25 protein-coding genes, 1 tRNA gene and 1 riboswitch are annotated in these 22,748 nt (G+C 73.4%); of the genes, 20 read left to right on the top strand and 6 right to left on the bottom strand.

All coding sequences use genetic code 11. From position 1 onward, the window contains the following. The first annotated feature begins 45 nt into the window (after positions 1 to 45). Positions 46 to 843 carry a helix-turn-helix transcriptional regulator gene (locus LN652_RS08840; RefSeq protein ID WP_230444295.1) on the top strand — a complete coding sequence of 266 codons (798 nt, stop codon included), beginning with the start codon at positions 46 to 48 and terminating at the stop codon, positions 841 to 843. Further along, positions 840 to 1,610: a 3'(2'),5'-bisphosphate nucleotidase CysQ gene (locus LN652_RS08835; protein WP_230444294.1), complete on the top strand. Its 771-nt coding sequence runs from the start codon at positions 840 to 842 to the stop codon at positions 1,608 to 1,610. Before LN652_RS08840 ends, LN652_RS08835 begins: the two co-directional genes overlap by 4 nt. Positions 1,611 to 1,641: 31 nt before the next feature. Here the strand turns inward: LN652_RS08835 and LN652_RS08830 are convergent, their stop codons facing one another. Further along, positions 1,642 to 1,956: a DMT family transporter gene (locus LN652_RS08830; protein WP_230444293.1), complete on the bottom strand. Its 315-nt coding sequence runs from the start codon at positions 1,954 to 1,956 to the stop codon at positions 1,642 to 1,644. A 12-nt stretch (positions 1,957 to 1,968) separates the two neighbouring features. Continuing rightward, positions 1,969 to 2,034, bottom strand: a riboswitch (guanidine-III (ykkC-III) riboswitch). An 82-nt stretch (positions 2,035 to 2,116) separates the two neighbouring features. Here LN652_RS08830 and LN652_RS08825 point away from each other — a divergent pair. Continuing rightward, entirely contained in the window at positions 2,117 to 2,524 is a 408-nt protein-coding gene (locus tag LN652_RS08825) for a VOC family protein (protein WP_230444292.1), read from the top strand. Positions 2,525 to 2,531: 7 nt separating this feature from the next. Here LN652_RS08825 and LN652_RS08820 read toward each other — a convergent pair whose 3' ends face one another. Next, positions 2,532 to 3,227: a hypothetical protein gene (locus tag LN652_RS08820; protein WP_230444291.1), complete on the bottom strand. Its 696-nt coding sequence runs from the start codon at positions 3,225 to 3,227 to the stop codon at positions 2,532 to 2,534. Positions 3,228 to 3,323: 96 nt separating this feature from the next. After that, on the bottom strand, positions 3,324 to 4,028 hold the full coding sequence (locus LN652_RS08815) for a hypothetical protein (RefSeq protein WP_230444290.1): 705 nt from the start codon (positions 4,026 to 4,028) through the stop codon (positions 3,324 to 3,326). Between the two features lie 204 nt (positions 4,029 to 4,232). On the opposite strand from LN652_RS08815, the gene mfd reads away from it, so the two are divergent. The 12 genes from mfd (at position 4,233) to LN652_RS08755 (ending at position 14,969) form a co-directional block, all read left to right on the top strand. Next, positions 4,233 to 7,817 (top strand): transcription-repair coupling factor, encoded by a 3,585-nt coding sequence (gene mfd, locus LN652_RS08810; RefSeq protein WP_230444289.1) that lies wholly within the window; start codon positions 4,233 to 4,235, stop codon positions 7,815 to 7,817. Positions 7,818 to 7,819: 2 nt separating this feature from the next. Further along, positions 7,820 to 8,515 (top strand): SurA N-terminal domain-containing protein, encoded by a 696-nt coding sequence (locus tag LN652_RS08805; protein ID WP_230444288.1) that lies wholly within the window; start codon positions 7,820 to 7,822, stop codon positions 8,513 to 8,515. A gap of 5 nt (positions 8,516 to 8,520) precedes the next feature. Next, positions 8,521 to 8,949 carry a MazG nucleotide pyrophosphohydrolase domain-containing protein gene (locus tag LN652_RS08800; RefSeq protein WP_230444287.1) on the top strand — a complete coding sequence of 143 codons (429 nt, stop codon included), beginning with the start codon at positions 8,521 to 8,523 and terminating at the stop codon, positions 8,947 to 8,949. Between the two features lie 42 nt (positions 8,950 to 8,991). Then, on the top strand, positions 8,992 to 10,269 hold the full coding sequence (eno, locus tag LN652_RS08795) for a phosphopyruvate hydratase (protein ID WP_230444286.1): 1,278 nt from the start codon (positions 8,992 to 8,994) through the stop codon (positions 10,267 to 10,269). Between the two features lie 19 nt (positions 10,270 to 10,288). Continuing rightward, positions 10,289 to 10,918, top strand: a complete 630-nt coding sequence (locus tag LN652_RS08790; RefSeq protein ID WP_230444285.1) for an FtsB family cell division protein — start codon at positions 10,289 to 10,291, stop codon at positions 10,916 to 10,918. A gap of 56 nt (positions 10,919 to 10,974) precedes the next feature. Further along, positions 10,975 to 11,499, top strand: a complete 525-nt coding sequence (locus tag LN652_RS08785; RefSeq protein WP_230444713.1) for a DUF501 domain-containing protein — start codon at positions 10,975 to 10,977, stop codon at positions 11,497 to 11,499. Next, positions 11,496 to 12,425: a Ppx/GppA phosphatase family protein gene (locus LN652_RS08780; RefSeq protein ID WP_230444284.1), complete on the top strand. Its 930-nt coding sequence runs from the start codon at positions 11,496 to 11,498 to the stop codon at positions 12,423 to 12,425. The genes LN652_RS08785 and LN652_RS08780 overlap by 4 nt, the downstream gene beginning before the upstream one ends. Positions 12,426 to 12,428: 3 nt before the next feature. Then, a complete protein-coding gene (locus LN652_RS08775) occupies positions 12,429 to 13,253 on the top strand; it encodes a uracil-DNA glycosylase (RefSeq protein ID WP_329958476.1) in 825 nt (274 codons plus the stop codon). Between the two features lie 12 nt (positions 13,254 to 13,265). After that, the gene (locus LN652_RS08770) at positions 13,266 to 13,784 is read left to right on the top strand and encodes a glycine cleavage system protein R (RefSeq protein WP_230444283.1); all 519 of its coding nucleotides are present in this window, start codon (positions 13,266 to 13,268) and stop codon (positions 13,782 to 13,784) included. A gap of 5 nt (positions 13,785 to 13,789) precedes the next feature. After that, a complete protein-coding gene (locus tag LN652_RS08765; RefSeq protein WP_230444282.1) occupies positions 13,790 to 14,347 on the top strand; it encodes a peptide deformylase in 558 nt (185 codons plus the stop codon). Positions 14,348 to 14,364: 17 nt separating this feature from the next. Then, positions 14,365 to 14,438: transfer RNA gene (locus tag LN652_RS08760), tRNA-Leu, on the top strand. A 57-nt stretch (positions 14,439 to 14,495) separates the two neighbouring features. Then, positions 14,496 to 14,969, top strand: a complete 474-nt coding sequence (locus tag LN652_RS08755; protein WP_230444281.1) for a hypothetical protein — start codon at positions 14,496 to 14,498, stop codon at positions 14,967 to 14,969. Here the strand turns inward: LN652_RS08755 and LN652_RS08750 are convergent. Both LN652_RS08750 and LN652_RS08745 read right to left on the bottom strand, forming a co-directional pair. After that, the gene (locus tag LN652_RS08750) at positions 14,908 to 15,162 is read right to left on the bottom strand and encodes a hypothetical protein (RefSeq protein WP_230444280.1); all 255 of its coding nucleotides are present in this window, start codon (positions 15,160 to 15,162) and stop codon (positions 14,908 to 14,910) included. The genes LN652_RS08755 and LN652_RS08750 overlap by 62 nt on opposite strands. Next, positions 15,159 to 15,614 (bottom strand): adenylyltransferase/cytidyltransferase family protein, encoded by a 456-nt coding sequence (locus tag LN652_RS08745; RefSeq protein WP_230444279.1) that lies wholly within the window; start codon positions 15,612 to 15,614, stop codon positions 15,159 to 15,161. The genes LN652_RS08750 and LN652_RS08745 overlap by 4 nt, the downstream gene beginning before the upstream one ends. Before the next feature lie 158 nt (positions 15,615 to 15,772). On the opposite strand from LN652_RS08745, the gene LN652_RS08740 reads away from it, so the two are divergent. The 3 genes from LN652_RS08740 to LN652_RS08730 all read left to right on the top strand — a co-directional run bounded on the left by LN652_RS08740 (position 15,773) and on the right by LN652_RS08730 (position 19,514). Then, positions 15,773 to 17,104, top strand: a complete 1,332-nt coding sequence (locus tag LN652_RS08740; RefSeq protein WP_230444278.1) for an HNH endonuclease signature motif containing protein — start codon at positions 15,773 to 15,775, stop codon at positions 17,102 to 17,104. Between the two features lie 121 nt (positions 17,105 to 17,225). Further along, entirely contained in the window at positions 17,226 to 18,503 is a 1,278-nt protein-coding gene (locus LN652_RS08735) for a calcium-binding protein (RefSeq protein ID WP_230444277.1), read from the top strand. Positions 18,504 to 18,665: 162 nt separating this feature from the next. After that, a complete protein-coding gene (locus LN652_RS08730; protein WP_230444276.1) occupies positions 18,666 to 19,514 on the top strand; it encodes a Bax inhibitor-1/YccA family protein in 849 nt (282 codons plus the stop codon). Positions 19,515 to 19,794: 280 nt separating this feature from the next. Here the strand turns inward: LN652_RS08730 and LN652_RS08725 are convergent, their stop codons facing one another. Continuing rightward, the gene (locus LN652_RS08725) at positions 19,795 to 20,835 is read right to left on the bottom strand and encodes an SGNH/GDSL hydrolase family protein (RefSeq protein ID WP_230444275.1); all 1,041 of its coding nucleotides are present in this window, start codon (positions 20,833 to 20,835) and stop codon (positions 19,795 to 19,797) included. Between the two features lie 61 nt (positions 20,836 to 20,896). Between LN652_RS08725 and LN652_RS08720 the strand changes: the two genes are divergently transcribed. Together LN652_RS08720 and LN652_RS08715 are read left to right on the top strand one after the other, a co-directional pair. After that, the gene (locus LN652_RS08720) at positions 20,897 to 22,303 is read left to right on the top strand and encodes a cystathionine beta-synthase (protein WP_230444274.1); all 1,407 of its coding nucleotides are present in this window, start codon (positions 20,897 to 20,899) and stop codon (positions 22,301 to 22,303) included. Next, positions 22,300 to 22,746 carry a hypothetical protein gene (locus LN652_RS08715; RefSeq protein ID WP_230444273.1) on the top strand — a complete coding sequence of 149 codons (447 nt, stop codon included), beginning with the start codon at positions 22,300 to 22,302 and terminating at the stop codon, positions 22,744 to 22,746. The genes LN652_RS08720 and LN652_RS08715 overlap by 4 nt, the downstream gene beginning before the upstream one ends. The last annotated feature ends 2 nt before the right edge of the window (positions 22,747 to 22,748 follow it).

Raw genomic sequence — 22,748 nt, 5'->3', positions numbered from 1 at the left:
GACGAGGCGTCAGAGTGCGGTGACGCCGTTGCCGAGGGAGGTGCCATGTCGACGCGTGCAGCGCAGGAGCCCGTGCCCGACCCGGCGCACGGGACCGTCGCGTGGGTGGTCTCACCGCACGACCTGGTCGCCCAGGCCGTGGCCGAGGCGCTGCGCACCACCGGTGCGCCCGCGGAGTTCCACGCGTGGGAGCAGCTCCTCGTGCCCGCCGACGGCGACGCCGCGACTCCCTCCGGGAGCGGTCCCGCGGCCCACGTGATGGTGATCCTCGACGGGGTCGACCGGCCCCGTGCGGTCGAGGCGGTGGGCCGCTTCGTCGCCCGCGGCCAGGCCCGCGTCGCAGTGGTCACGTCCGCCCCCAACGCGCTCGTGTGGGGCGGCCTGCTCCAGGGCAGCTCCGTCGACGTGGTCACCGTGACGACCTCCGTGGAGCAGCTCGGCGACATGGTGCGACGCTTCGTCGCCGGCGATCCCTTGATGGATGCAGAACGTCGCAAGGCCTTGAGGGCCGACTGGTTGGACGCCCTTGACAAGAGGCACCACCTGCTGGCCCAGATGCGCGGCCTGTCACGCCAGCAGCTGCGGGTGCTCGAGCTGCTCGCCTCGGGGCGCCGGGTGCCCGAGGTCGCCGAGGTGATGGGCATCGCCGACGGCACAGTCCGCAGCCACGTCAAGACCTTGCGCAGCAAGCTCGGCGCCCGCACCCAGCTGGAGGCGGTGGCGATGCTGCGCCAGGTCCACGAGGTCGGCGACGTCGGCGAGACGGGCGACCTGGTCCCACGACCGCGGGCACGGACGGGCGCGTTCGGCGGTCTCGGTGCGCCGATAGGATCCGGTGCATGATCGATCCCTCCACGCTGGACGACCACGCCTTCGCCGTCTGGGCGGCCGAGCGAGCCGGCTCCGTCCTGCTCGACGTCCGCTCCCGCGCGGAGGCCGACGGCCTGGAGGGCAAGGCCCTCAAGGACGCCGGCGACGCCGCGGCGCAGGCCGAGCTCGACCGGGTCCTCACCGCGCACCGGCCCGACGACGCCGTGCTGTCGGAGGAGGCGGCGGACGACAAGTCCCGCCTCTCGGCGAGCCGGGTGTGGATCATCGACCCGCTCGACGGCACCCGTGAGTTCTCCGAGCCGCCGCGCGACGACTGGGCGGTCCACGTCGCGCTCTGGCAGGACGGCGACCTCGTCGCGGGCGCGGTCGCCCAGCCGGCGCTGGGGGAGACCTTCTCCACCGGTCGGCCCAGCGTGGTGCCGCCCCGCAGCTCGGAGCGTCCGCGGATCGCGGTGTCGCGCAGCCGCCCGCCGGCCTTCGTCGAGGCGCTCGCCGCCGAGCTCGACGCCGAGCTGGTGCCGATGGGCAGCGCCGGCGTGAAGGTGATGAGCGTGGTCCGCGACGTCGCCGACGCCTACGTCCACGCCGGCGGCCAGTACCAGTGGGACAACGCCGCGCCGGTGGTCGTCGCCCGCGCCGCCGGCCTGCACTGCAGCCGGGTCGATGGCTCCGAGCTGGTCTACAACGAGGACGACACCTCGCTGCCCGACCTCATCGTGTGCCGCCCCGAGCTCGCCGAGGCGATCGTCGACTTCGTGCGGCGCCACGGCACCGACTGACCCCGCGCGCCGGCGGAGCCGCCCGTCGGGCTCAGTGGACGAGCTTGAGCCCGACGATGCAGCCCACCAGGCCGGCGAGCAGCAGCGCCTTGGTCACCGACAGCGACTCCGCGCCGGTGACCACCGCGACCGCGATGGTGAGCACGGCGCCGATGCCGACCCAGACCGCGTACGACGTGCCGACCGGCAGGGTGCGCATCGCGTAGCCCAGCCCGGCCATGCTCAGCAGCAGCGCGACCGCGAAGGTCGCGGTCGGCGCGGGGCGGGTGAGTCCGTCCGACCGGCTGAGCGCAGTGGCCCACACGGCCTCCAGCACCCCGGACAGGACGAGCACGATCCACGACATGGCCATCTCCTCGACGGCCGTCTTGTCGCGTTCCCGGTACGGCTCCCTCGTCGGGTCGCCCGCTGGTCGGGGCGTGGTCCGACGGTGCCACGGAAGCCGGGCGGACGGCAACTCGCGCAAACCGGTTGCCCTCGCCCTCTGGCGTTGCCAGCGTGGGGCCATGACCTCCTTCGTCTCGCACACCACCGTCGACTGCCACAACGCCTACGAGCTCTCGGAGTGGTGGAAGCAGCTCCTCGGCTACGTGGACGTCGAGGGTGACCCCAACGAGCCCGGCCACGAGGAGTGCATGATCCTCGACCCCGAGACCCGGCACCACGTGCTGTTCATCGAGGTCCCCGACGCCGAGCTGCCGGCCAAGCGGATCCACTTCGACCTGCGCCCGCGCACCGGCACGCGCGACGAGGAGGTCGAGCGGGTGCAGGCGATGGGGGCCACCCAGGTCGACGACCAGCGCGGCGCGCACGGTCCGGGCACCGGCTGGGTGGTGTTCGCCGACCCCGAGGGCAACCAGTTCTGCGTGCTGCGCTCGCAGGCCGAGGTCGACGCGGGACCGCCCGCGGTCTGAGCGTCGCTCAGGACGCCCAGGTGCGCCACTTGAACCGCGTGCCGCGGTACTGCTCGTCGGCGCGGACGATGAACGACCAGAACCACTCGCCGCTGCGGCGGGGCAGGTCGATGGCGTAGCGACCGCGCTTGTCGGTGCGGATCTTGCGGAACGTCCGGAAGCCGCTCGTCTCGTCGCTCGACACCTTCACCACGATCACCCGGGCGCCGTAGGCCGGACGCACGCGGCCCTTCATCTCGAAGCCGCCCGACGGGTAGGTGATGGTGCGGGCGACGCCCACGGTGAACTCCGCCGACTCGCTGGGGCCGAAGCTGTCGTCCTGGGCGGACGCGGCGTCGTAGCCGCCGTAGACGACCTTGTAGGTGGTCGTCTTCCGCGGGCGGACCGACAGGAAGTCCAGGGACGCGGAGGTGTTGGTCGCGACGGCCCTCCACCGCGTCGAGGTGGCCTCGCGGGCGTAGAGCGTGGAGGTGCCGTCGTCGACGGTCGTCGTGCCGCCGGCACTGTCGACGTCGAGCCCGATGTCGACGGTCTGGCCGAAGGCGATGCTCGTGGTGTTCGGGGTCGCCACCGTCGTGGTGTCGACCGGGGCCGCGGCGAGGGCCGGCGCGGCGGGGACGACCGAGGGCGTCGCGAGCACCACCCCCGCGGCGAGCGCGCTCCCGAGGAGCCTGCGTGCGGTCCGGCGGCGGCGGTCGGTCATGCGGGCCATCGTAGGCGAACGGCGACGGCCGGGCCCCGGATCCCCGAGGGGACCGGGACCCGGCCGGCGGATCGGTCGATCAGGTGCTGGGTGGCGTCAGCGCATCGCGACGCGCGGGGCGACCGAGCGGTAGGCGATGGTGGAGCCCTCCTGCGCGCTGGCGGCGAACTTGCTGTTGCCCTTCACCACGAAGCGGAAGAAGGTCCGCTTGCGCGAGGCCGGCAGCGTGGTCTGGAAGGTGCTCTTCTTGTCGGTCTTCAGGGTGCGGAACTTCTTCCACTTCTTCCCGACCTTCTTCTGGACCAGGACCTTCTTCTTCTTGTAGTCCGGCTTGATCTTGCCCTTGACGAACGTGCCGCGCGGGTTCTTGATCGTCATCTTGCGCGCGACCGAGACGGTGAACGGCGCGGACTCGCTGCCGGTGTAGTTGTCGCTGTACGGCGTCTGGACCGGCTCGGTGTAGCCGCCGAAGACGACCTTGTAGGTCGTGTTCATCTTCGGCTTGATCGGGTAGAAGTCGCTGCCCGGGTAGGCACCGGTCGCGACGGCGACCCACTCGGTCGAGCCGGCCTCCATGGCGTAGAGGGTCGAGGTGCCCGAGCTCGGGCCGAAACCGTCCGAGCCGTCGACGTCGACGACGATGTTGATCTCGTCGCCGTAGACGATCGCGCTCTCGTTGGGCGAGGCGATGGTGGTCGTGGTCCAGGTGTCCGCGGCGTGGCTGGGCGCAGCCAGGGCGAGCGGAGTGACACCGAGCAGGCCGGCGGAAACGGTGCCGGCGATGAGACGCGTGATGCGCATGTCCCCGTTGTTCCTCTCAGGAGAAAGTACGTGTCCGTCCGGAGCTCGTGCGCCGGACGCTGTGGATGGTGCTACCCGAGGGACGTGCGGCACAAACCCCTTCTCACCCCTACGTCCGGTGTCGGACAGCCCCCGTAGACTTCCATCCCTCCCCCCGGCGTTCGCCCACAGGGGGTTTTTCGCGTGCTCCTGAAGGGATCCCCGGTGCCGACCACGCCCCTGACCGCCGTCGCCCAGCGCCTCGCCTCCGCACCCGCCCTCGGCGGTGCCCTCGCCGACACCTCGGTCGTGTCCGCGCTGGACCTCACCGGGCCCGCGGCGGTGCGTCCGTTCGTGGTGCGCGGCCTTGTCGAGCGGGGTCGCACCGTGCTCGCGGTGACGGCGACGTCGCGCGAGGCCGAGGACCTCGTCGAGGAGCTCGCCGACCTCGTCGACCCCGACACGGTCGCCTACTACCCGAGCTGGGAGACGCTGCCGCACGAGCGGCTCAGCCCGCGCAGCGACACCGTCGGCCGGCGGCTGGCGGTGCTGCGCCGGCTGCGCCACCCAGGCACCGACGCCGCCAACGGGCCGCTGCAGGTCGTGGTGGCGCCGATCCGCAGCCTGCTGCAGCCCCAGGTGCCGGGCCTGGCCGACATCGAGCCGGTCGAGCTCGCGCCGGGCGACGCCCGCGCGCTCGAGGACGTCGTGCGCGGCCTGGCCGACGCGGCGTACTCCCGCGTCGACATGGTGGAGCGGCGCGGCGAGTTCGCCGTCCGCGGCGGCATCGTCGACGTCTTCCCGCCCACCGAGGAGCACCCGCTCCGCGTCGAGTTCTGGGGCGACGACGTGGAGGAGATCCGCGCCTTCTCCGTCGCCGACCAGCGCACCCTCGAGACGGTGCAGCGGCTCTGGGCCCCACCGTGCCGCGAGCTCCTCCTCACCGACGAGGTGCGTCGCCGTGCCGCGGCCCTCGGCGAGGCCCACCCGCAGCTGCTCGAGCTCACCGACAAGATGGCGGCCGGCATCGCCGTCGAGGGCATGGAGTCGCTCGCCCCCGCGCTCGTCGACTCGATGGAGCTCCTCGTCGACCTGGTGCCCACCGACACCACGGTCCTCGTGCTCGACCCCGAGCGTGCCCGCACCCGCGCCCACGACCTCGTCGCGACCAGCGAGGAGTTCCTCGGGGCCTCGTGGGCCGCGGCCGCCGGCGGCGGCACCGCGCCGATCGACCTCGGCGCCGCGTCCTACCGCGAGATCGCCGACGTGCGCCAGCACGCGATCGGCCTCGGCCTGGCGTGGTGGTCGGTCAGCCCCTTCGGGATCGAGCAGGACGGGACCGGCGAGGCCACCGACCCGGTCGACGCGCAGACCGCCGGTGTCCCGAGCCGGCTGCTCCCCACCCACGCGGCCGACGCCTACCGCGGCGACCTGCAGAAGGCCGTCGACGACATCCGCACCTGGGTCACCGACGGCCTCGACGTGGTCGTGGTCCACGCCGGCCACGGCCCGGCCACCCGCTTCGTCGAGCTGCTCGGCGAGAACGACATCGCCGCGCGCGTGGTCGAGGAGGGCGACACCGCCGGACCGGGCGTCGTCACCGTCACGTGCGGCCACCTCGTGCACGGCCTGGTCGACGACTCCGCCGGCGTCGCCGTCCTCACCGGCGACGACCTGTCGGGCCAGAAGGCCTCGACGCGCGACATGCGCCGGATGCCCGCGCGGCGCAAGCGGCAGATCGACCCCCTCGAGCTCAAGGCCGGCGACTACGTCGTGCACGAGCAGCACGGCGTGGGCCGCTTCGTGGAGATGAAGCAGCGCGAGATCGGCGGCGCCGTCCGCGAGTACCTCGTCCTGGAGTACGGCCCGAGCAAGCGCGGCGGGCCCAACGACATGCTCTACGTCCCGGCCGACACCCTCGACCAGGTCACCCGCTACGTCGGGGGCGAGAACCCCAGCCTCGACCGGCTCGGCGGCGGCGACTGGACCAAGCGCAAGAACAAGGCCCGCCGCGCCGTCCGCGAGATCGCCGCCGAGCTGATCAAGCTCTACGCCGCCCGCCAGGCCACCCAGGGCCACGCGTTCGGCCCGGACACCCCGTGGCAGCGCGAGCTCGAGGACGCGTTCCCGTTCACCGAGACCGTCGACCAGCTCACCACGGTCGACGAGGTGAAGGCCGACATGCGCCGCGTGGTCCCGATGGACCGCCTCGTGTGCGGTGACGTCGGCTACGGCAAGACCGAGATCGCGGTGCGCGCGGCGTTCAAGGCCGTCCAGGACGGCAAGCAGGTCGCGGTGCTGGTGCCGACGACCCTGCTCGTCACCCAGCACCTGTCGACCTTCTCGGAGCGGATGTCGGGCTTCCCGGTCGTGATCAGGGGCCTGTCGCGCTTCCAGACCGACAAGGAGGCCGCGGAGGTCGTCGCCGGCCTCGCGGACGGGTCGATCGACATCGTCGTCGGCACCCACCGCCTGCTCAACCCCGACATCCGGGTCAAGGACCTCGGCCTGATCATCGTCGACGAGGAGCAGCGCTTCGGCGTCGAGCACAAGGAGCAGATGAAGCGGATGCGCACGTCGGTCGACGTGCTCTCGATGAGCGCGACGCCCATCCCGCGCACCCTGGAGATGGCCGTCACCGGCATCCGCGAGATGTCCACGATCACCACCCCGCCGGAGGAGCGCCACCCGGTGCTCACCTACGTCGGCGCCTACGAGGACCGCCAGGTGGTGGCGGCGGTGCGGCGCGAGCTGCTGCGCGAGGGCCAGGTCTTCTACATCCACAACCGGGTGCAGTCGATCGAGAAGGCGGCCGCACGGATCAAGGAGCTCGTGCCCGAGGCGCGGGTCGCGACCGCCCACGGCCAGATGAACGAGCGCCAGCTCGAGCAGGTCATGGTGGACTTCTGGGAGAAGCGCTTCGACGTCCTGGTCTGCACGACGCTCGTGGAGTCGGGGCTCGACGTGTCCAACGCCAACACGATGATCATCGAGCGCTCCGACACCCTCGGCCTGTCCCAGCTGCACCAGCTGCGCGGTCGCGTGGGTCGCTCGCGCGAGCGCGCCTACGCCTACTTCCTCTACCCCGCGGAGAAGCCGCTCACAGAGACCGCCCACGAGCGGCTCGCGACGCTGGCCCAGCACTCGGACCTCGGCGGCGGCATGGCCATCGCGATGAAGGACCTCGAGATCCGCGGCGCCGGCAACCTGCTCGGCGGCGAGCAGTCCGGCCACATCGCCGACGTCGGCTTCGACCTCTACGTCCGCCTCGTCGGCGAGGCGGTCGCCGACTTCAAGGGCGGCAACGACGAGGAGCTCGCCGAGGTCCGCATCGAGCTCCCCGTCGACGCCCACCTGCCCCACGACTACATCCCGTCGGAGCGGCTGCGCCTCGAGATCTACAAGCGGCTGGCCGAGGTGCGTGCCGACGCCGACGTCGACGAGGTGCGCGCCGAGCTCGTCGACCGCTACGGCACGCCGCCGGAGGTCGTGGAGTCGCTGCTGGTCGTGGCGCGGTTCCGCGCCCGCTGCCGCCAGGCCGGGGTGAAGGAGGTGACCCTCGCGGGCAAGAACGTCCGGTTCGCGCCGGTCGACCTGCCCGAGTCGCGCGTCGTACGCCTCCAGCGGCTCCACCCGCGCAGCATCGTCAAGGCACCGGTCAGCACCATCCTCGTGCCGCGCCCGCAGCCGTCGGGTTTCCCCGTGCAGCCCGTCACGGGCGTCGCCCTGCTTGAATGGGCCCGGAGTGTGATCGACGACATCATCGACGTGCCGGCGCCGGCCGCGCCCGCCACCGCGAGCAAGGAGTGACCGTGAGGCAGCAGAGCAAGGTCAGGACCCGCCTGATGACGGCCGCGACGACGGTCGTCGCCGGACTGCTGCTGTCGAGCTGTGGGAGCGCCGCACCGGGGGTCGCGGCGAAGGTGGGCGACGACGAGCTCACCGTCCGCGAGGTCGACCGGGCGGCGGGGGAGATGTGCACCGCGCTGGGCGACCAGTTCGAGCAGCAGAGCACCGTGCTGCCGATGAGCTTCGTGCGCCAGGGCACCATCCAGCTGATGATCCTGCGCGCGCAGGCGCTGCAGGTCGCCGACGACTACGGCATCGAGCCGGGTTCGGGCTACCGCAACGACGTCGCGCAGCGCCAGCGCTCGGCGGCGACGATGCCCGAGGCCGTGCGCGGCACCTACGTCGAGCTCACCTCGGCCAACGCGCTGGCCACCGACGTGGTCGACCAGGTCGGCGCGATCGTGCTGGCCGACCAGGGCGTCGCCGACCCCACCGAGGAGCAGACCACCCAGGCCGGCGTCGACGTGTTCAACCAGTGGCCCGACGCCAACGGCATCGAGATCGACCCGCGCTACGGCCTCGAGGCCGTCGACGGGGTGCTCCGGCCGATCGACACCAACACGTCGGTGGCCGTCGGCGAGCTGGCGAAGAAGGGGCTGGAGACCGAGCCCGACACCGCGTTCGCCAAGACCCTCCCGCTCAACCAGCGCTGCGGCTGAGCGTCGTGGACGCGGACGGCTCGGCGCTGGAGGCGTTCGCCGACCAGATGCGGGTGCTCCAGCGCGAGTGCCCGTGGAAGCGCCAGCAGACCCACACCTCGCTCATCCCGTACGTCCGCGAGGAGGCCGAGGAGGTCGTCGAGGCGATCGAGTCCGGCGACCCCGCCGCGCTGTGCGACGAGCTCGGCGACCTGCTGCTGCAGGTGGTCATCCACGCCGTGATCGCCGAGGAGGCGGGGGAGTTCACCCTCGACGACGTCGCGCGCGGCGTGATCGCCAAGATGGAGCGGCGCAACCCCCACGTCTTCGGCGACGCCGTCGCGACCGACGTCGCGCAGGTCGAGGCGCTCTACGACGCCGCCAAGGCCGCGGAGAAGGCGGGACGGGCGGCCGCCGCCGGACACCCCGGCGACGCCACGGCCCGACCTGACTAGGCTGGCGGACGTTCCCCGGTCGTCCCCTGTCAGGAGCCCTCCATGTCCATCATCTCTGCCGTCGGCGCCCGCGAGATCCTCGATTCGCGCGGCAACCCCACCGTCGAGGTGGAGGTGCTCCTCGAGGACGGCGCGTTCGGCCGCGCCGCGGTGCCCAGCGGCGCGTCCACCGGCCAGTTCGAGGCCGTCGAGCTGCGTGACGGCGGCGACCGCTACCTCGGCAAGGGCGTCGAGAAGGCCGTCGACGGCGTCATCGACGACATCGCGGGCGCGGTCGTGGGGCTCGACGCCGACGACCAGCGCCTCATCGACCAGGTGATGCTCGACCTCGACGGCACGCCCAACAAGGCCAAGCTCGGCGCCAACGCGATCCTCGGCGTCTCGCTCGCCACCGCCAAGGCGGCCGCGGAGTCGGCCGGCCTGCCGCTCTTCCGCTACGTCGGTGGCCCCAACGCCCACCTGCTGCCGGTGCCGATGATGAACATCCTCAACGGCGGCGCCCACGCCGACTCCAACGTCGACGTGCAGGAGTTCATGATCGCGCCGATCGGGGCGCCCACCTTCCGCGAGGCGCTGCGCCAGGGCGCGGAGGTCTACCACGCGCTCAAGTCGGTGCTGAAGAAGAAGGGCCTGTCGACCGGCCTCGGCGACGAGGGGGGCTTCGCGCCCGACCTGGAGAGCAACCGCGCCGCGCTCGACCTGATCGCGGAGGCCGTGCAGGCCGCCGGCCTCACCCTCGGCACCGACATCGCCCTGGCGATGGACGTCGCCGCGAGCGAGTTCCACGACGCGGGCTCCTACACCTTCGAGGGCGCGAAGAAGTCCACCGACGAGATGGTCGCCTACTACGCCGACCTGGTCGCGGCGTACCCGATCGTGTCGGTCGAGGACCCGCTCGACGAGGAGGACTGGGCCGGCTGGAAGGCCATCACCGACGCGCTCGGCACGAAGACGCAGCTGGTCGGCGACGACCTGTTCGTCACCAACGTCGAGCGCCTCCAGCGCGGCATCGACGGCGGCCAGGGCAACGCGATGCTGGTGAAGGTCAACCAGATCGGCTCGCTCACCGAGACCCTCGACGCCGTCGAGCTCGCGCACCGCGCCGGCTTCCGCAACATGATGAGCCACCGCTCCGGCGAGACCGAGGACACGACCATCGCCGACCTCGCCGTCGCCACCAACTGCGGCCAGATCAAGACCGGCGCGCCGGCCCGCTCGGACCGGGTCGCCAAGTACAACCAGCTCCTGCGCATCGAGGACGAGCTGGGTGACGCGGCTCGCTACGCCGGGGCGCGCGCGTTCCCGCGTTTCCAGGGCTGAACGAGGCACACTGGTCCGCATGCCTTCCCAGCGCCGTACGCCCCGGGGCGGGGCCGGCGGGAACGGCCCCCGCGGACCGGGGCAGAGCAGCTCCACGCGCCCCGGCGCGCGCGGTTCCCGACCGCGCGCGGCCGGGGTGCGTCCCGCCGCCACCCGCGCGACCGACACGTTCGCGGCCGTCCCGGGTCCGTCCCGTCCCCACCCGAGCACGCGACGGCCGCGGTTCACCGGCCGCGCCGCCGTCCTCGTCCTCGTCCTCGCCGTGCTGACCGTGTCCTACGCCTCGTCGCTGCGCGCCTACCTGCAGCAGCGCTCCCACATCGGCGACCTCAAGACGCAGATCGCCGAGCGCGAGGCGAGCATCGACGCCCTCGAGCGGGAGAAGTCGCGGTGGGACGACCCGGCCTACGTCAAGGCGCAGGCCCGTGCCCGCTTCGGCTACCTCATGCCCGGCGAGTCGGGCTTCGAGGTGATCGGACCCGACGGCAAGCCGCTCGAGGCCCAGGCCACGCTCAACGACCCCGACGACGTGATCAAGACCGTGCCCAAGGCATGGTGGACCGCCGCGTGGGAGTCGATGGAGCTCGCCGGCAACCCACCCCCGCCCGAGGAGCAGCCCGCAGACGTGATCGACGGTACGAAGCAGTGAGCCACAAGAAGGTCCCCCCGCACGAGCCGGGGGTGGTCCACCGCGACAACCCCCGCATCGACGAGGCGGACGAGCGCGTCGTCCAGGCCCAGCTCGGTCGGCGTCCGAGCGGCATCGACTCGATCGGGCACCGCTGCCCGTGCGGCAACCCGGACGTGGTGACCACCGAGCCGCGGCTGCCCAACGGCACGCCGTTCCCGACCACCTTCTACCTGACCTGCCCGCGCGCGGCCTCGCGCATCGGCACCCTCGAGGGGTCGGGCGTGATGAAGCAGATGCAGGAGCGCCTCGGCACCGACGAGGAGCTCGCCGCCGCCTACCGGGCCGCCCACGAGCGCTACCTCGAGGCGCGTGCCGAGGTCGGCGAGCGCGCCGGGCTCGACGTCCCCGAGATCGAGGGCATCACCGCCGGCGGGATGCCCGACCGGGTCAAGTGCCTCCACGTGCTCGCCGGCCAGTCGCTGGCCATGGGGCGCGGCGTCAACCCGCTCGGCGACGAGGTCCTCGACGCCCTCGGCGACTGGTGGGCGTCGGGGCCGTGCGTGAGCGTCGGGGCCGACGGGGCCGACGGGGCGTCGTGAGCGAGCCCGGGCTCGTCGCCGCGATCGACTGCGGCACCAACTCGATCAAGGTCCTCGTGGGCCGGGTCCGGACCGACGGCGGCGTCGACGTCGTGCTGCGCGACTCGCGCGTGGTGCGCCTCGGGCAGGGTGTCGACCGCACCGGCGAGCTGGCCGACGAGGCGCTGGCGCGCACGTTCGCCGCGATCGACGAGTTCGCCGCCGTGGTCGCCGAGCACGGGGTGGCGGCCGGGCGGCTCCGCTTCTGCGCCACCTCCGCCACCCGCGACGCGAGCAACGCCGCGGTCTTCGCCCAGGGCGTACGCCGCCGGCTCGGGGTCGAGCCCGAGGTGCTGTCGGGTCCGGAGGAGGCCGCCCTGGTCTTCGCCGGCGCGATCGCCGGGCGGGCCGCGGCGCCCGAGGAGCCGGTGCTGGTGGTCGACATCGGCGGAGGCTCCACCGAGCTGGTGCTCGGCGAGGCCGGGGAGCGGCAGGCGGTGTCGATGGACATCGGTTCGGTGCGGCTGCACGAGCGGCACCTGCACGGCGATCCGCCCACCGCCGACGAGGTCGCCGCCTGCGTCGCCGACATCGACCGCACGCTCGACACCTCGGGCGTCCCGCTCGACCGGGCGCGCACCGTCATCGGCACCTCGGGCACGATCAAGACCCTCGCCTGCGGCGTGCTGGACCTGCCGGCCTACGACCGCGAGGCCTTCGACGGCGCAGAGCTCTCCAACGCCGACACCTCCCGGTTCGTCGCCGACCTGATCGCGCTGAGCGTCGAGGAGCGCCGGGCGCTGCCCTACATGCACCCCGGGCGCGCCGACGTGATCGACGCCGGGGCGCTGATCTGGGACCGCGTCCTCCGTCGCGTGCCGGTGCCGGTCCACCTGGTCTCCGAGGCCGACATCCTGCACGGCATCGCGGCCGCGATCGGGCGGTGAGTCGTGACGCTCCTGCCGCACCCGGTGGTGGGCGGGGCGTTCGACAGCCCCGTGACGCCGGGGACGGGGTGGCCGGACGACCCGGCGACCGCGGCCACGCCGGTCGCGCGCGACGCCGACGACGTACGCCGCCTCGCCGCGGACGCCGACCTGGCCGGGCTCGAGGCGCGGGTCAGCGTCTGCGCGGCCTGCCCGCGGCTGGTGCAGTGGCGCGAGGACGTGGCCCGCGACAAGCGCGCGTCGTTCGCCGACCAGCCCTACTGGGGCCGTCCGATCCCCGGCTGGGGCGACCCCGACCCGTCATTGCTCGTCGTCGGGCTCGCGCCCGCCGCCAACGGCGGCAACCGCACCGGGCGGATCTTCACCGGCGACCCGAGCGCCGACTGGATCTTCGCCAGCCTGCACCGCACCGGGTGGGCGACCCAGCCCGGCAGCGAGCACGCAGGCGACGGCCAGCGGCTGCTGGGCGCGCGGATGGTCGCCACGGTCCGGTGCGCGCCGCCCGACAACAAGCCCACCGTGGTCGAGCGCGACACCTGCGCGCCGTGGATCGCGGCCGAGCTCGCGCTGCTCCCGTCGGTGCGCGCGGTGGTGGCGCTCGGCGCGTTCGGCTGGAACGGCGCGGTCCGCTCGCTGGTCGCCGCGGGCGCGCCCGCCCCGGCGCGACGACCGCGGTTCGGGCACGGCGAGGAGGTCCGCCTCGGCGACGTCACCCTGCTCGGCTGCTACCACCCGTCACCGCACAACACCTACACCGGGCGGCTCACCGCGGACATGACGGACGCGGTCCTCGAGCGGGCTCGCGCGCTGACCCGTCCCGGCGTCTGAGAAGGTGACGCCGTGACCTCCCACGCCATCACCGTCCTCGGCCACGACCGCCCCGGCATCATCGCCGAGACCACGGGTCGGCTCGCAGGACTGGGCCTCAACCTCGAGGACTCCACGATGACGCTGCTGCGCGGCCACTTCGCGATGATGCTGGTCTGCGCCGGCGAGGTCGCCGACGCCGAGATCGAGGCCGCCCTCGCCCCGCTCGCGGCCGACGGCAGCCTCACCGTCTCGGTCCGCGAGGTGCCGGCCGGGCCGGCGGTCGCCGGCGCCGGGTCGTCGTGGGTGCTGTCGGTGCACGGCGGCGACCGCCCCGGCATCGTGTCCTCCGTGGTCGGCGTGGTCGCCGGCGTCGGCGGCAACATCACCGACCTCACCACCCGACTCTCCGGCGACCTCTACCTCCTCGTCGCCGAGGTCGACCTGCCGGCGTCGGCCGACGTCGACGCGGTCGAGCGCGACCTCGCGGCCGCGGCGTCGGACCTCGGCGTCGGCGTCTCGCTGCGCCCGGCCGACACCGACGAGCTCTGAGCCCGGTGAGCGTGAACCCCACGGTCCTGGCGTGGACCGAGGCCGACCTCGGCGTGACCGGTGCGCTGCGCGAGGTCGTACGCGCCCCTGCCGCCGTGCTGTCGACCGCCGGTGCGACCGTCGACCCGACCTCGCCGGAGGTGGTGCGCCTCGCCGCCGACCTGGTCGCCACGATGCGCGTCTCGCCCGGCTGCGTCGGCCTCGCCGCGCCGCAGGTGGGGGAGGGCGTGAAGGTCTTCTGCGTCGACGTCTCCGAGCACCCCAAGACCCGCGAGCACCACGGCACGTTCGTGCTGTGCAACGCCGAGGTCGTCTCGTGCAGCCGCAACGAGAAGGCCCGCGAGGGCTGCATGTCGGTCCCCGACTTCACCGGCGACGTGAAGCGGCCCAGCCGCATCGTCGTGCGCGGCCAGCTGCCCGGCACCGGCGAGGAGGTCGAGCTCGAGGCGGACGCCTTCGAGGCCCGCGCCCTGCAGCACGAGATCGACCACTGCGACGGCCTGCTGTTCCTCGACCGCGCGGCCGGCGCCCACGCCGTCTACGCTCGCAAGACCTACCTCTGAGCCGTCCCACGGCTCGCGCCCCGGTATCCCAACCGGTAGAGGAAGCGGTCTTAAAAACCGCGCAGTCTGGGTTCGAACCCCAGCCGGGGCACCCAGGTCGACAGCCGCACGGGTGGCGCGTCCGACCCGACCGGGCAGGATGGGTGCCATGAGGCCGGGGGGTTGGTGGGTGCTGGGCGTGGCGGGGTTCGCCGTCATGGTCGCCGCCAGCGCCTGGGCGCCGCTGCAGCCGGAGCTGGTCACCGGCGGTGCCTGCCAGATCGCCCCGTGCGGCACGCTGGAGGACCCGGACAGGTGGCGCCGGGCCTGGCGCCTGTGGTGCCTCGGCGCCGCCGTCGCCGCGCTCGCTGCCGGGTTCGTCCTCGAGCCGAGGCGGCCTCGTCCGCGGGGCGTCCTGGTGCTGGTCGTGTCCGCCGTGCTGGCGGTCCTGCCCCTGGCGCTGGTGACCCTGGTGCTGTTGGTCCTCACCTCGGTGCAGGGTGTCGCCACCGCCGCGGTGCTGGTCCCGCTCGCGGGCCTCGCGGTGCTGGGGTCGTGGGTCCGCGGGCGGAGCCTGGGGCCTACCGCCCCAGGTGGTGGTCCAGGGCTGAGGCCCAGTCGCCATCCGCGAGCCCTGCGTTGACGAGGACGTCGCGCCAGTCGGTCCCGGCCAGCGCGGCCTGCCGGGCAGCTTCGCGCGCGTCGCCGGCGGCGGCGAGCACGATCGCGGCCTGCACCCGCTCGGACGTCGCCGCACGTGCCACGACGCGGGTGACCGTCTCGACGTCGTGCGGGTCGAAGTCGTGCTCGATCCGCCGGGCCAGGCGTCGCGTCATCGGGGCCACAGGTCGCCCCGCTCGCGCACCCGCCGGATGACCTCGGTCGTCGACAGGGCGCTGGTGCGTGGCACGGTCACGAAGGTGCCGGCGGCGACGGCGGGTCCGTAGACCTGCCTCGCCCCCTCGAGCGACAGGTCGTCGCCGTGGACGACCGTCGCGATCCGGTGCGCGGCGAGGAACTCCTCGGTCAGCCGGTCGGGCGCGCCGGCGACCACCTCGTCGACGTACCTGCAGGACTCGATGACGGCGACCCGCTCGGCGAGGGTCATCACGGGTCGCCGCTTGTAGGACGCTGCGGTCTCGTCGGAGAGCACGCCCACGACCAGGTGGTCGCCGTGGGCGCGCGCGGCCCGGAGGAGGTCGACGTGGCCGGCGTGGAACAGGTCGCCCACCATGTCGACATAGACACGCGCGCCGGGCGCCTGCTGGCTCAGTGGTCCCATCGACATCGCTCCCTGCTTCTGGCCAGGCGTTCCGACCCCATGTCTACCCGTGCGAGTCGCCGCGCCGCACCAGGCACGTCCGGTGGATCGTGACGATCTCTCGATGGGCGATGTCGGTGGCCAGTGTCACAATAGAACTAGTGATCGATCAAGGAGGTGGGGGGATGGCGCATCGCTCGGACTGGCCGGCGGAGGAGCTCCACGCCCTTGCCGACCTCCTCGGCGACCTGACCGTGACCGGCGGCCCGGTCGACCTGCTCGACGGCATCGAGGCCCTCGAGCGGATCAAGTCCGCCGCCGCGGGGGCCCAGGTCCTCCTCGCCGCCACCTTCGCAGACCTCGCCGACACCGACGACGTGCCGGCCACCGGCCGACGCACGCCTCCGCGGGCGATGTCCGTCGGCGCCGAGGTCGCGCGGGCGACGCTCGCCAGCCCGCACCAGGGCGAGCAGCGCGTCCTGCTCTCGCGTCGCCTGCGTGACGACCTCCCGCTGGCGCTCGCCGCCCTCGCGCGCGGCGAGCTGACCGAGGACCGCGCGTTCGCGATCGCCCGCGAGGTCGCCCACCTCGACCCCGACCAGCGCCGTCGGGTCGACGACGACCTGGCGCCCCGGCTCGCCGGGCTGGGTGACGTCCGGCTGCGCCAAGCCGTACGCCGCTCCTGCCTGACCGTCGCGGCCGAGGCGGAGGCCCGCCGCCACCGCCGCGCCCGGGCCGACCGCCGCGTCACCACCCAGCGCCTCGACGACGGCACCGGACGGCTGGTCGCCACGCTGCCCCTCGAGGACCTCGCCGCGGTCCGCGCGGCCCTCGACGCCGCCGCCGCGAGCGCCCGGTCGCACGGCGACGACCGGACCGACGGACAGGTCCGCGCCGACACCCTCGTCGCCCGCGTCACCGGGCGCGACCCCGTCACCGACGTCGCGCCGGTGCGCGTCAACCTCGTCATCGGCGTCGAGTCCCTCCTCGGCGACGGCACCGAGCCCGGGCTCGTCCAGGGCGAGGGCTTCCTGCCCGCCGCGCTCTGCACCGACCTCGTGCGTCGCGCCAGCTCCGCCGCGAAGGCCGCGCTGCGCCGACTCTTCGCCAGCCCGGCCGACCGCGCGCTCGTCGCGATGGAGTCGACCGCCCGACACTTCGACGGCGCGCTGGCCGAGCTCCTCGACCTCCGCGACGGCGGCACCTGCCGCACCTCCGGCTGCAACGCCGCCATCCGCCACCACGACCACGTCGTCCCCGTCGCGCGCGGAGGCTCGACCACCGCCGCCAACGGCCAGGGCCTGTGCGAGCGCTGCAACTACCTCAAGGAGTCGCCCGGGTGGACCTCGTGGGTCATCGAGCCGCCGGACAGCGGGCTCCACGAGGTCGGCACCGTCTCGGAGCACCTCCGCCTCGCCAGGTCGACGGCCCCACCCCTGCCCGGAGGTCCGTCGGGCGGGATCGACTACTCACCGGCCGAGCGGCGGCTCGCCAGCCTCTTCACCCTCGCGTCCTGATCGGCGCGGGGCGATGCTCCGCGGCACCCACGCGGACGCGGCGGCCGGGAAGAGCGGGAGCGGCTCGTGCCCCTCGCGTGCCCGGCCCGCGCGGCCTACTCTCGGCAGCCGAGGGGGAACCATGACCGGACGCACGACCATCACGCGCCTGCTCGCGGCGGGCACGCTGGTGCTGGCGTCGGCGACCGCGGCGCACGCGGGGAGCACACGCGCCGCCGCCACGTGCGACGGGCTCACCGCGACCATCGTCGGCACCGCTGACGACGACGTGCTCACCGGGACGCCCGGAGACGACGTCATCGCGGCGCTCGGCGGCAACGACGAGGTCGACGCAGGAGCGGGCGACGACGTCGTCTGCGGCGACGCGGGTGCCGACGTGCTGACCGGCGGCGAGGGCGACGACCGCCTCTTCGGCGGCACCAACGGCCGGGTGCCGCTCTTCGAGAGCGAGCCCGAGCCGCAGGGCGACACCGTCGTCCCGGGACCCGGCGACGACCTGGTCGACGTCGGTGTCAACACGGTGCTGCGCAGCGACGGCTACGGCAGCCCCGACACGATCGACTTCTCGCCGTCGCCAGCCGGCGTCGTCGTCGACCTCGTGGCCGGCACCGCGACCGGTGACGGCGCCGACACGGTGGTGCTGGCCCAGCCGGTCCCCACCAGCGGTGCGGTCGTCGAGGTCCTCGGGTCGACGCACGGCGACACCCTGCTCGGCACGGAGGGCCCGGACCAGCTGATCGGCAAGGGTGGCGGCGACCGGATCGAGGGCCGTGGCGGCGACGACTTCGTCGTCAACGACTGGGACGAGTACGCCCCCGCGCGCGGCGAGGACGCCGACGACGTCTTCATCGGGGGAGAGGGCGACGACTACCTCGACTCCACCGGCGGCACCGACGTCCTCCTCGGCGGCCCCGGCATCGACGGACTGCGCAAGGAGGGCGGCCCCTCGACCCTCGACGGCGGTCCCGGCCGCGACCGGCTCGAGGTCTACCTCGGCCGCGGGCGGCACGCCCTCACCGGTGGCCCCGGACGTGACGAGGTGCTGCTGGCGGTGCTCGACACCGGCCCGCTCACCCGTGGGGTCCTCGACCACGCCCGCGAGCGGTTCGCGGTGCGCTTCGGCCACCGCGACCCGGTGCGGTCGGTCGTCGCCGACGTCGAGCGGGTCGTGATGCCCCACAACCGCGGCCGCTGGACCTACCTCGGGACGCCGGGCGACGACCGGGTGGGCGGGGGAGCGCCCTACACCGCACGGGGCCGCGGCGGCGACGACGTGCTGGTCGGGTCGTACGCCGACGACGTGCTGCTCGGCGGCCCCGGCGACGACGTCGCCCGCGGCGGTGGCGGCACCGACCGGTGCCGGGCCGAGGACGCCCGGCACTGCGAGCGGCGTCGCTGAGGACCGGCGTTCCTGAGAAGTTCCTGTGACGGGAACAGTGCCCCCGCGGCGCACGTTTGACCCTGTGTCATCCCGGCTAGAGTGGGATGACATGACAGGCGCCGTCACCACGACGGCGTCGCGACCTCCGGAGACTCCGGAGGAGGCCTCCAAGGAGAGACCATGAGAAGCAACAACCCCGTGTTCGCCCGTTCGGAGGAGTTCAACCGCTCCTCCAACGCCTTCGGCAACCAGACCTACGCCGGCGGGGGCGCTGCCTACCCCGGCTACGGCGAGACCCCCGGCCAGGTCGACCAGCGCCGGATGACGATCGACTCGGTCGTGCAGAAGACCGCGATCTCGATCGCGCTCGTCTTCGCCGCCGCATTCGCCACCTGGTACGTCATCGGCGACGTCTACACCACCGACTCCTTCGGTCGGACCGTCACCGACGACGCCGCTCTCGGCACCGCGACGACGCTGATGATCGTCGGCTCCGGCGCGGCGTTCCTGCTCTCACTCGTGAACTCGTTCAAGCGCGTGATCAGCCCGGCGCTGGTGATGGCGTTCGCCCTCTTCGAGGGCGTCGCGCTCGGCGCGATCAGCAAGTTCTTCGACGCCAGCTTCGGTGACGGCATCATCACCCAGGCCGTCCTCGGCACCTTCGCGGCCTTCGCCGGCACGCTCGCGGCCTACAAGTTCTTCGACATCAAGGTCGGCGCGAAGTTCCGCACGTTCGTGATGGCGGGCGTCCTCGGCATGGTGGGCCTCGGCCTGCTGTCGCTGGTGCTGAGCTTCTTCGGCATCCAGACCGGCCTGTTCGGCTTCGGTGCCCTCGGCCTGGTGATGTCGTTCGTCGGCCTGGCGCTCGGCGTCTTCATGCTGATCCTCGACTTCGACTTCGTGGAGAACGGCGTCGCCGCCGGCCTCCCGGAGCGCGAGTCGTGGCGGGCGGCCTTCGGCCTGACCGTCAGCCTGGTCTGGATCTACACCAACCTGCTGCGCATCCTCGCGATCCTGCGCGGCGACTGACCGCAGCGACCGACCACATCTGGTCCCGAGACGGCGGCCCGCCCGAGCACTGCTCGGGCGGGCCGTCCGTCGTTCGTGCCCGGTCCGCGGGCGTACGAGCCCGGGAACCGCGCCTGGCGGTGCGCCACCCACAGTCCCGGCGCTGAGAAGGTGGGTGGGACACCGCTCGCGGGCGGGAGGCTGCGCGCGTACGACCCCGGCGGTGCGCCAGCCACGTTTCCGGCGCGCAGAACGTGGGTGGGACACCGCTCGCGGGAGGGCCCGAACCCGCCGGCGAGGGTCAGGCGGTCTCGTCCTCGACCGACAGGCCGACCTCGTGGTCCTCGTGCTCCTCGGGCGACTCGGCGTCGGTGGAGGGGCGGCGCCGACGGTGGCGCAGCTCGACCCAGCGCCCGCGCAGGCCGCGCTGGTTGCCGCCGACCTCGGTGCCGTCGACCTCCGTGCCGGGGGTGCGCGCGGCGCGGACCGCGGCGGCCGCGACCGGCAGGATGCCCTCGCGGCGCAGCGGCTCGGGCAGCGCCTCGTCGTCGGGCAGCAGGTCGAGCGCGGCGAGGCAGGACGGGACGAGCACCGACGCGAGCTGGCGGTAGCCGTCGGCGGACGGGTGGAACCGGTCCGGGCCGAACAGCACCGCGGGCGCGGCGTCGAACTCCGGACCCAGGATGTCGCCGAGCGAGACCGAGCGGCCGCCGTTCTCGACGACGGTGATGGTCTGGGCGGCGGCGAGCCGGCGCGACCACTCGCGCGCCACCTGCTTGAGCGGCGGCGGGATCGGGCGGATCGTGCCGAGGTCGGGGCAGGTGCCGACGACCACGACGACGCCGGCCTCGCGCAGGCGGCGTACGCCCTCGGCGAGGTAGCGCACCGACGCGGACGGCAGCACGGTGTGGGTGACGTCGTTGGCGCCGATGAGCAGCACGGCGAGGTCGGGGTGGGTGCCGAGCGCGGCGTCGACCTGGTCGGCGAGCGCGCTCGACTGGGCGCCCACGACCGCGAAGGAGCGCAGGTGGACCCGACGGTCGGCCTGTGCGGCCAGGCTGCTCGCGAGGTGGGCGCCCGGGGTGTCCTCGACCCGCTCCACGCCGTAGCCGGCGGCGCTCGAGTCGCCGAGCAGGGCGATCCGGATCGCCGGGCCGGGGCGGCCCCGGCCGTACCAGCCGGTGGCGTCGGGCGGGGCGTCGGTCGCGTTGCCGATGACCTTCCGAGCGAACTTCGCCTCGGCCACCAGGACGCCGTAGAGCCCGGCTCCGAGCACGGACAGTCCGCCGCCGCCCAGGGCGGCGGCCGACGCCAGCTTGCGTGCTGCTCCAGTTGCCCCCACGCCACGATGCTACGCACCCGCGGAAGCGGGTTACGGCCCGGTAGGTGGCTAGATTGACCCGGTGCAGTACGCGAACTCCGTCATCGACCTGATCGGCAACACCCCGCTCGTCCGGCTCGGCCGGACCCTGGACCTCCCCGAGACCGGCTCCGACGGTCCGCTGGTCCTGGCGAAGGTGGAGTACCTGAACCCCGGCGGGTCCGTGAAGGACCGCATCGCCACGCGGATGATCGAGGCGGCCGAGGCGTCCGGCGAGCTCCAGCCCGGCGGCACGATCGTCGAGCCGACCTCCGGCAACACCGGCGTCGGCCTCGCGATGGTGGCCCAGCAGAAGGGCTACAAGTGCGTCTTCGTGTGCCCCGACAAGGTCAGCGTCGACAAGCGCAACGTGCTCAAGGCCTACGGTGCCGAGGTCGTGGTGTGCCCGACCGCCGTCGCGCCCGAGCACCCCGACTCCTACTACAACGTCTCCGACCGCCTCGCCTCCCAGCCCGGCGCGTGGAAGCCCAACCAGTACGCCAACCCGCACAACCCGCGCTCGCACTACGAGACCACCGGCCCGGAGATCTGGGAGCAGACCGAGGGCCGGATCACCCACTTCGTCTGCGGCATGGGCACCGGCGGCACGATCAGCGGCGTCGGGCGCTACCTCAAGGAGCAGGCCGCGCTCGCCGGCCGCGACGTCCAGGTGATCGGCGCCGACCCGGCGGGATCGGTCTACTCCGGTGGCACCGGCCGCCCCTACCTCGTCGAGGGCGTCGGCGAGGACTTCTGGCCCGACACCTACGACCGCACGGTCGCCGACCGGGTGATCGAGGTCTCCGACGCCGACTCCTTCGCCTTCACCCGCCGCCTCGCCCGCGAGGAGGCGCTGCTGGTCGGCGGTTCCTGCGGGATGGCCGCGTGGGCGGCGCGGCAGGTCGCGCAGGAGCTGGCCGCCGAGGGCCGCACCGACGCGGTCGTCGTGGTGCTGCTGCCCGACTCGGGCCGCGGCTACCTCACCAAGATCTTCAACGACGAGTGGCTCGCGCAGTACGGCTTCGCCACCGGCGCGCAGGCCGACCACCGCACGGTCGGCGAGGTGCTGCGCGGCAAGTCCGGCCGGCTGCCCGACCTGGTCCACACCCACCCCGGCGAGACCATCGCCGAGGCGGTCCACATCCTCCAGGAGTACGGCGTCAGCCAGATGCCCGTCGTGCGCGCCGAGCCGCCGATCGTGGCCGCCGAGGTCGCCGGGTCGGTCTCCGAGCGCACCCTGCTCGACGCGCTCTTCGCCGGCACCGCCAAGCTCACCGACCAGGTCGAGGACCACATGTCCGGGCCGCTGCCGACGATCGGCTCGACCGAGGCCGCCACCGACGCGGTCACCCTGCTCTCCGGGGCCGACGCGGTCCTCGTCCACGAGGACGGCAAGCCGATCGGCGTGCTCACCCGCCAGGACCTGCTGACCTTCGTGGCGGCGCCGTGAGTGCCCGGCGCCGTGCCGCGGGCACCCTGGTCGCCCTGGCGGTGCTCGGTGGCACCGCGGCCTGCGGTGGCGACGACGTCGACACCAGCACCGACCCGGTGGAGGTCGAGGTCGGCAAGTCGTTCTCGTGGAACGGCTTCACCGTCGACGACGGCTGGACGCTGAAGGGCGTCGAGCGCTCGGTCAACGGCAACGCCGTGACCACGCCCAACGTCGAGGGCTCGATCACCAACACCCTCGAGGAGGAGCGCGCGGCGATCTTCGAGATGGTGTTCTCGACCGACGGCTCGCCGATCGCCACCCTCAGCTGCTCGGCGGCGACGATGGTCCAGGACCAGTCCCAGCAGTTCGAGTGCCCGGGCCTCAGCGCCACCATGCCCGACGACTACGACGCGGTCGTGGTGCAGGAGTACGTCCGCGAGGACGGCTCGAGCTCCAGCTGACC

It is taken from the genome of Nocardioides okcheonensis, from assembly GCF_020991065.1.
Lineage (GTDB): Bacteria > Actinomycetota > Actinomycetes > Propionibacteriales > Nocardioidaceae > Nocardioides > Nocardioides okcheonensis.
The sequence above is the reverse complement of the archived record's forward strand: the minus strand, read 5'-3'. Positions and strand labels throughout refer to the sequence as shown.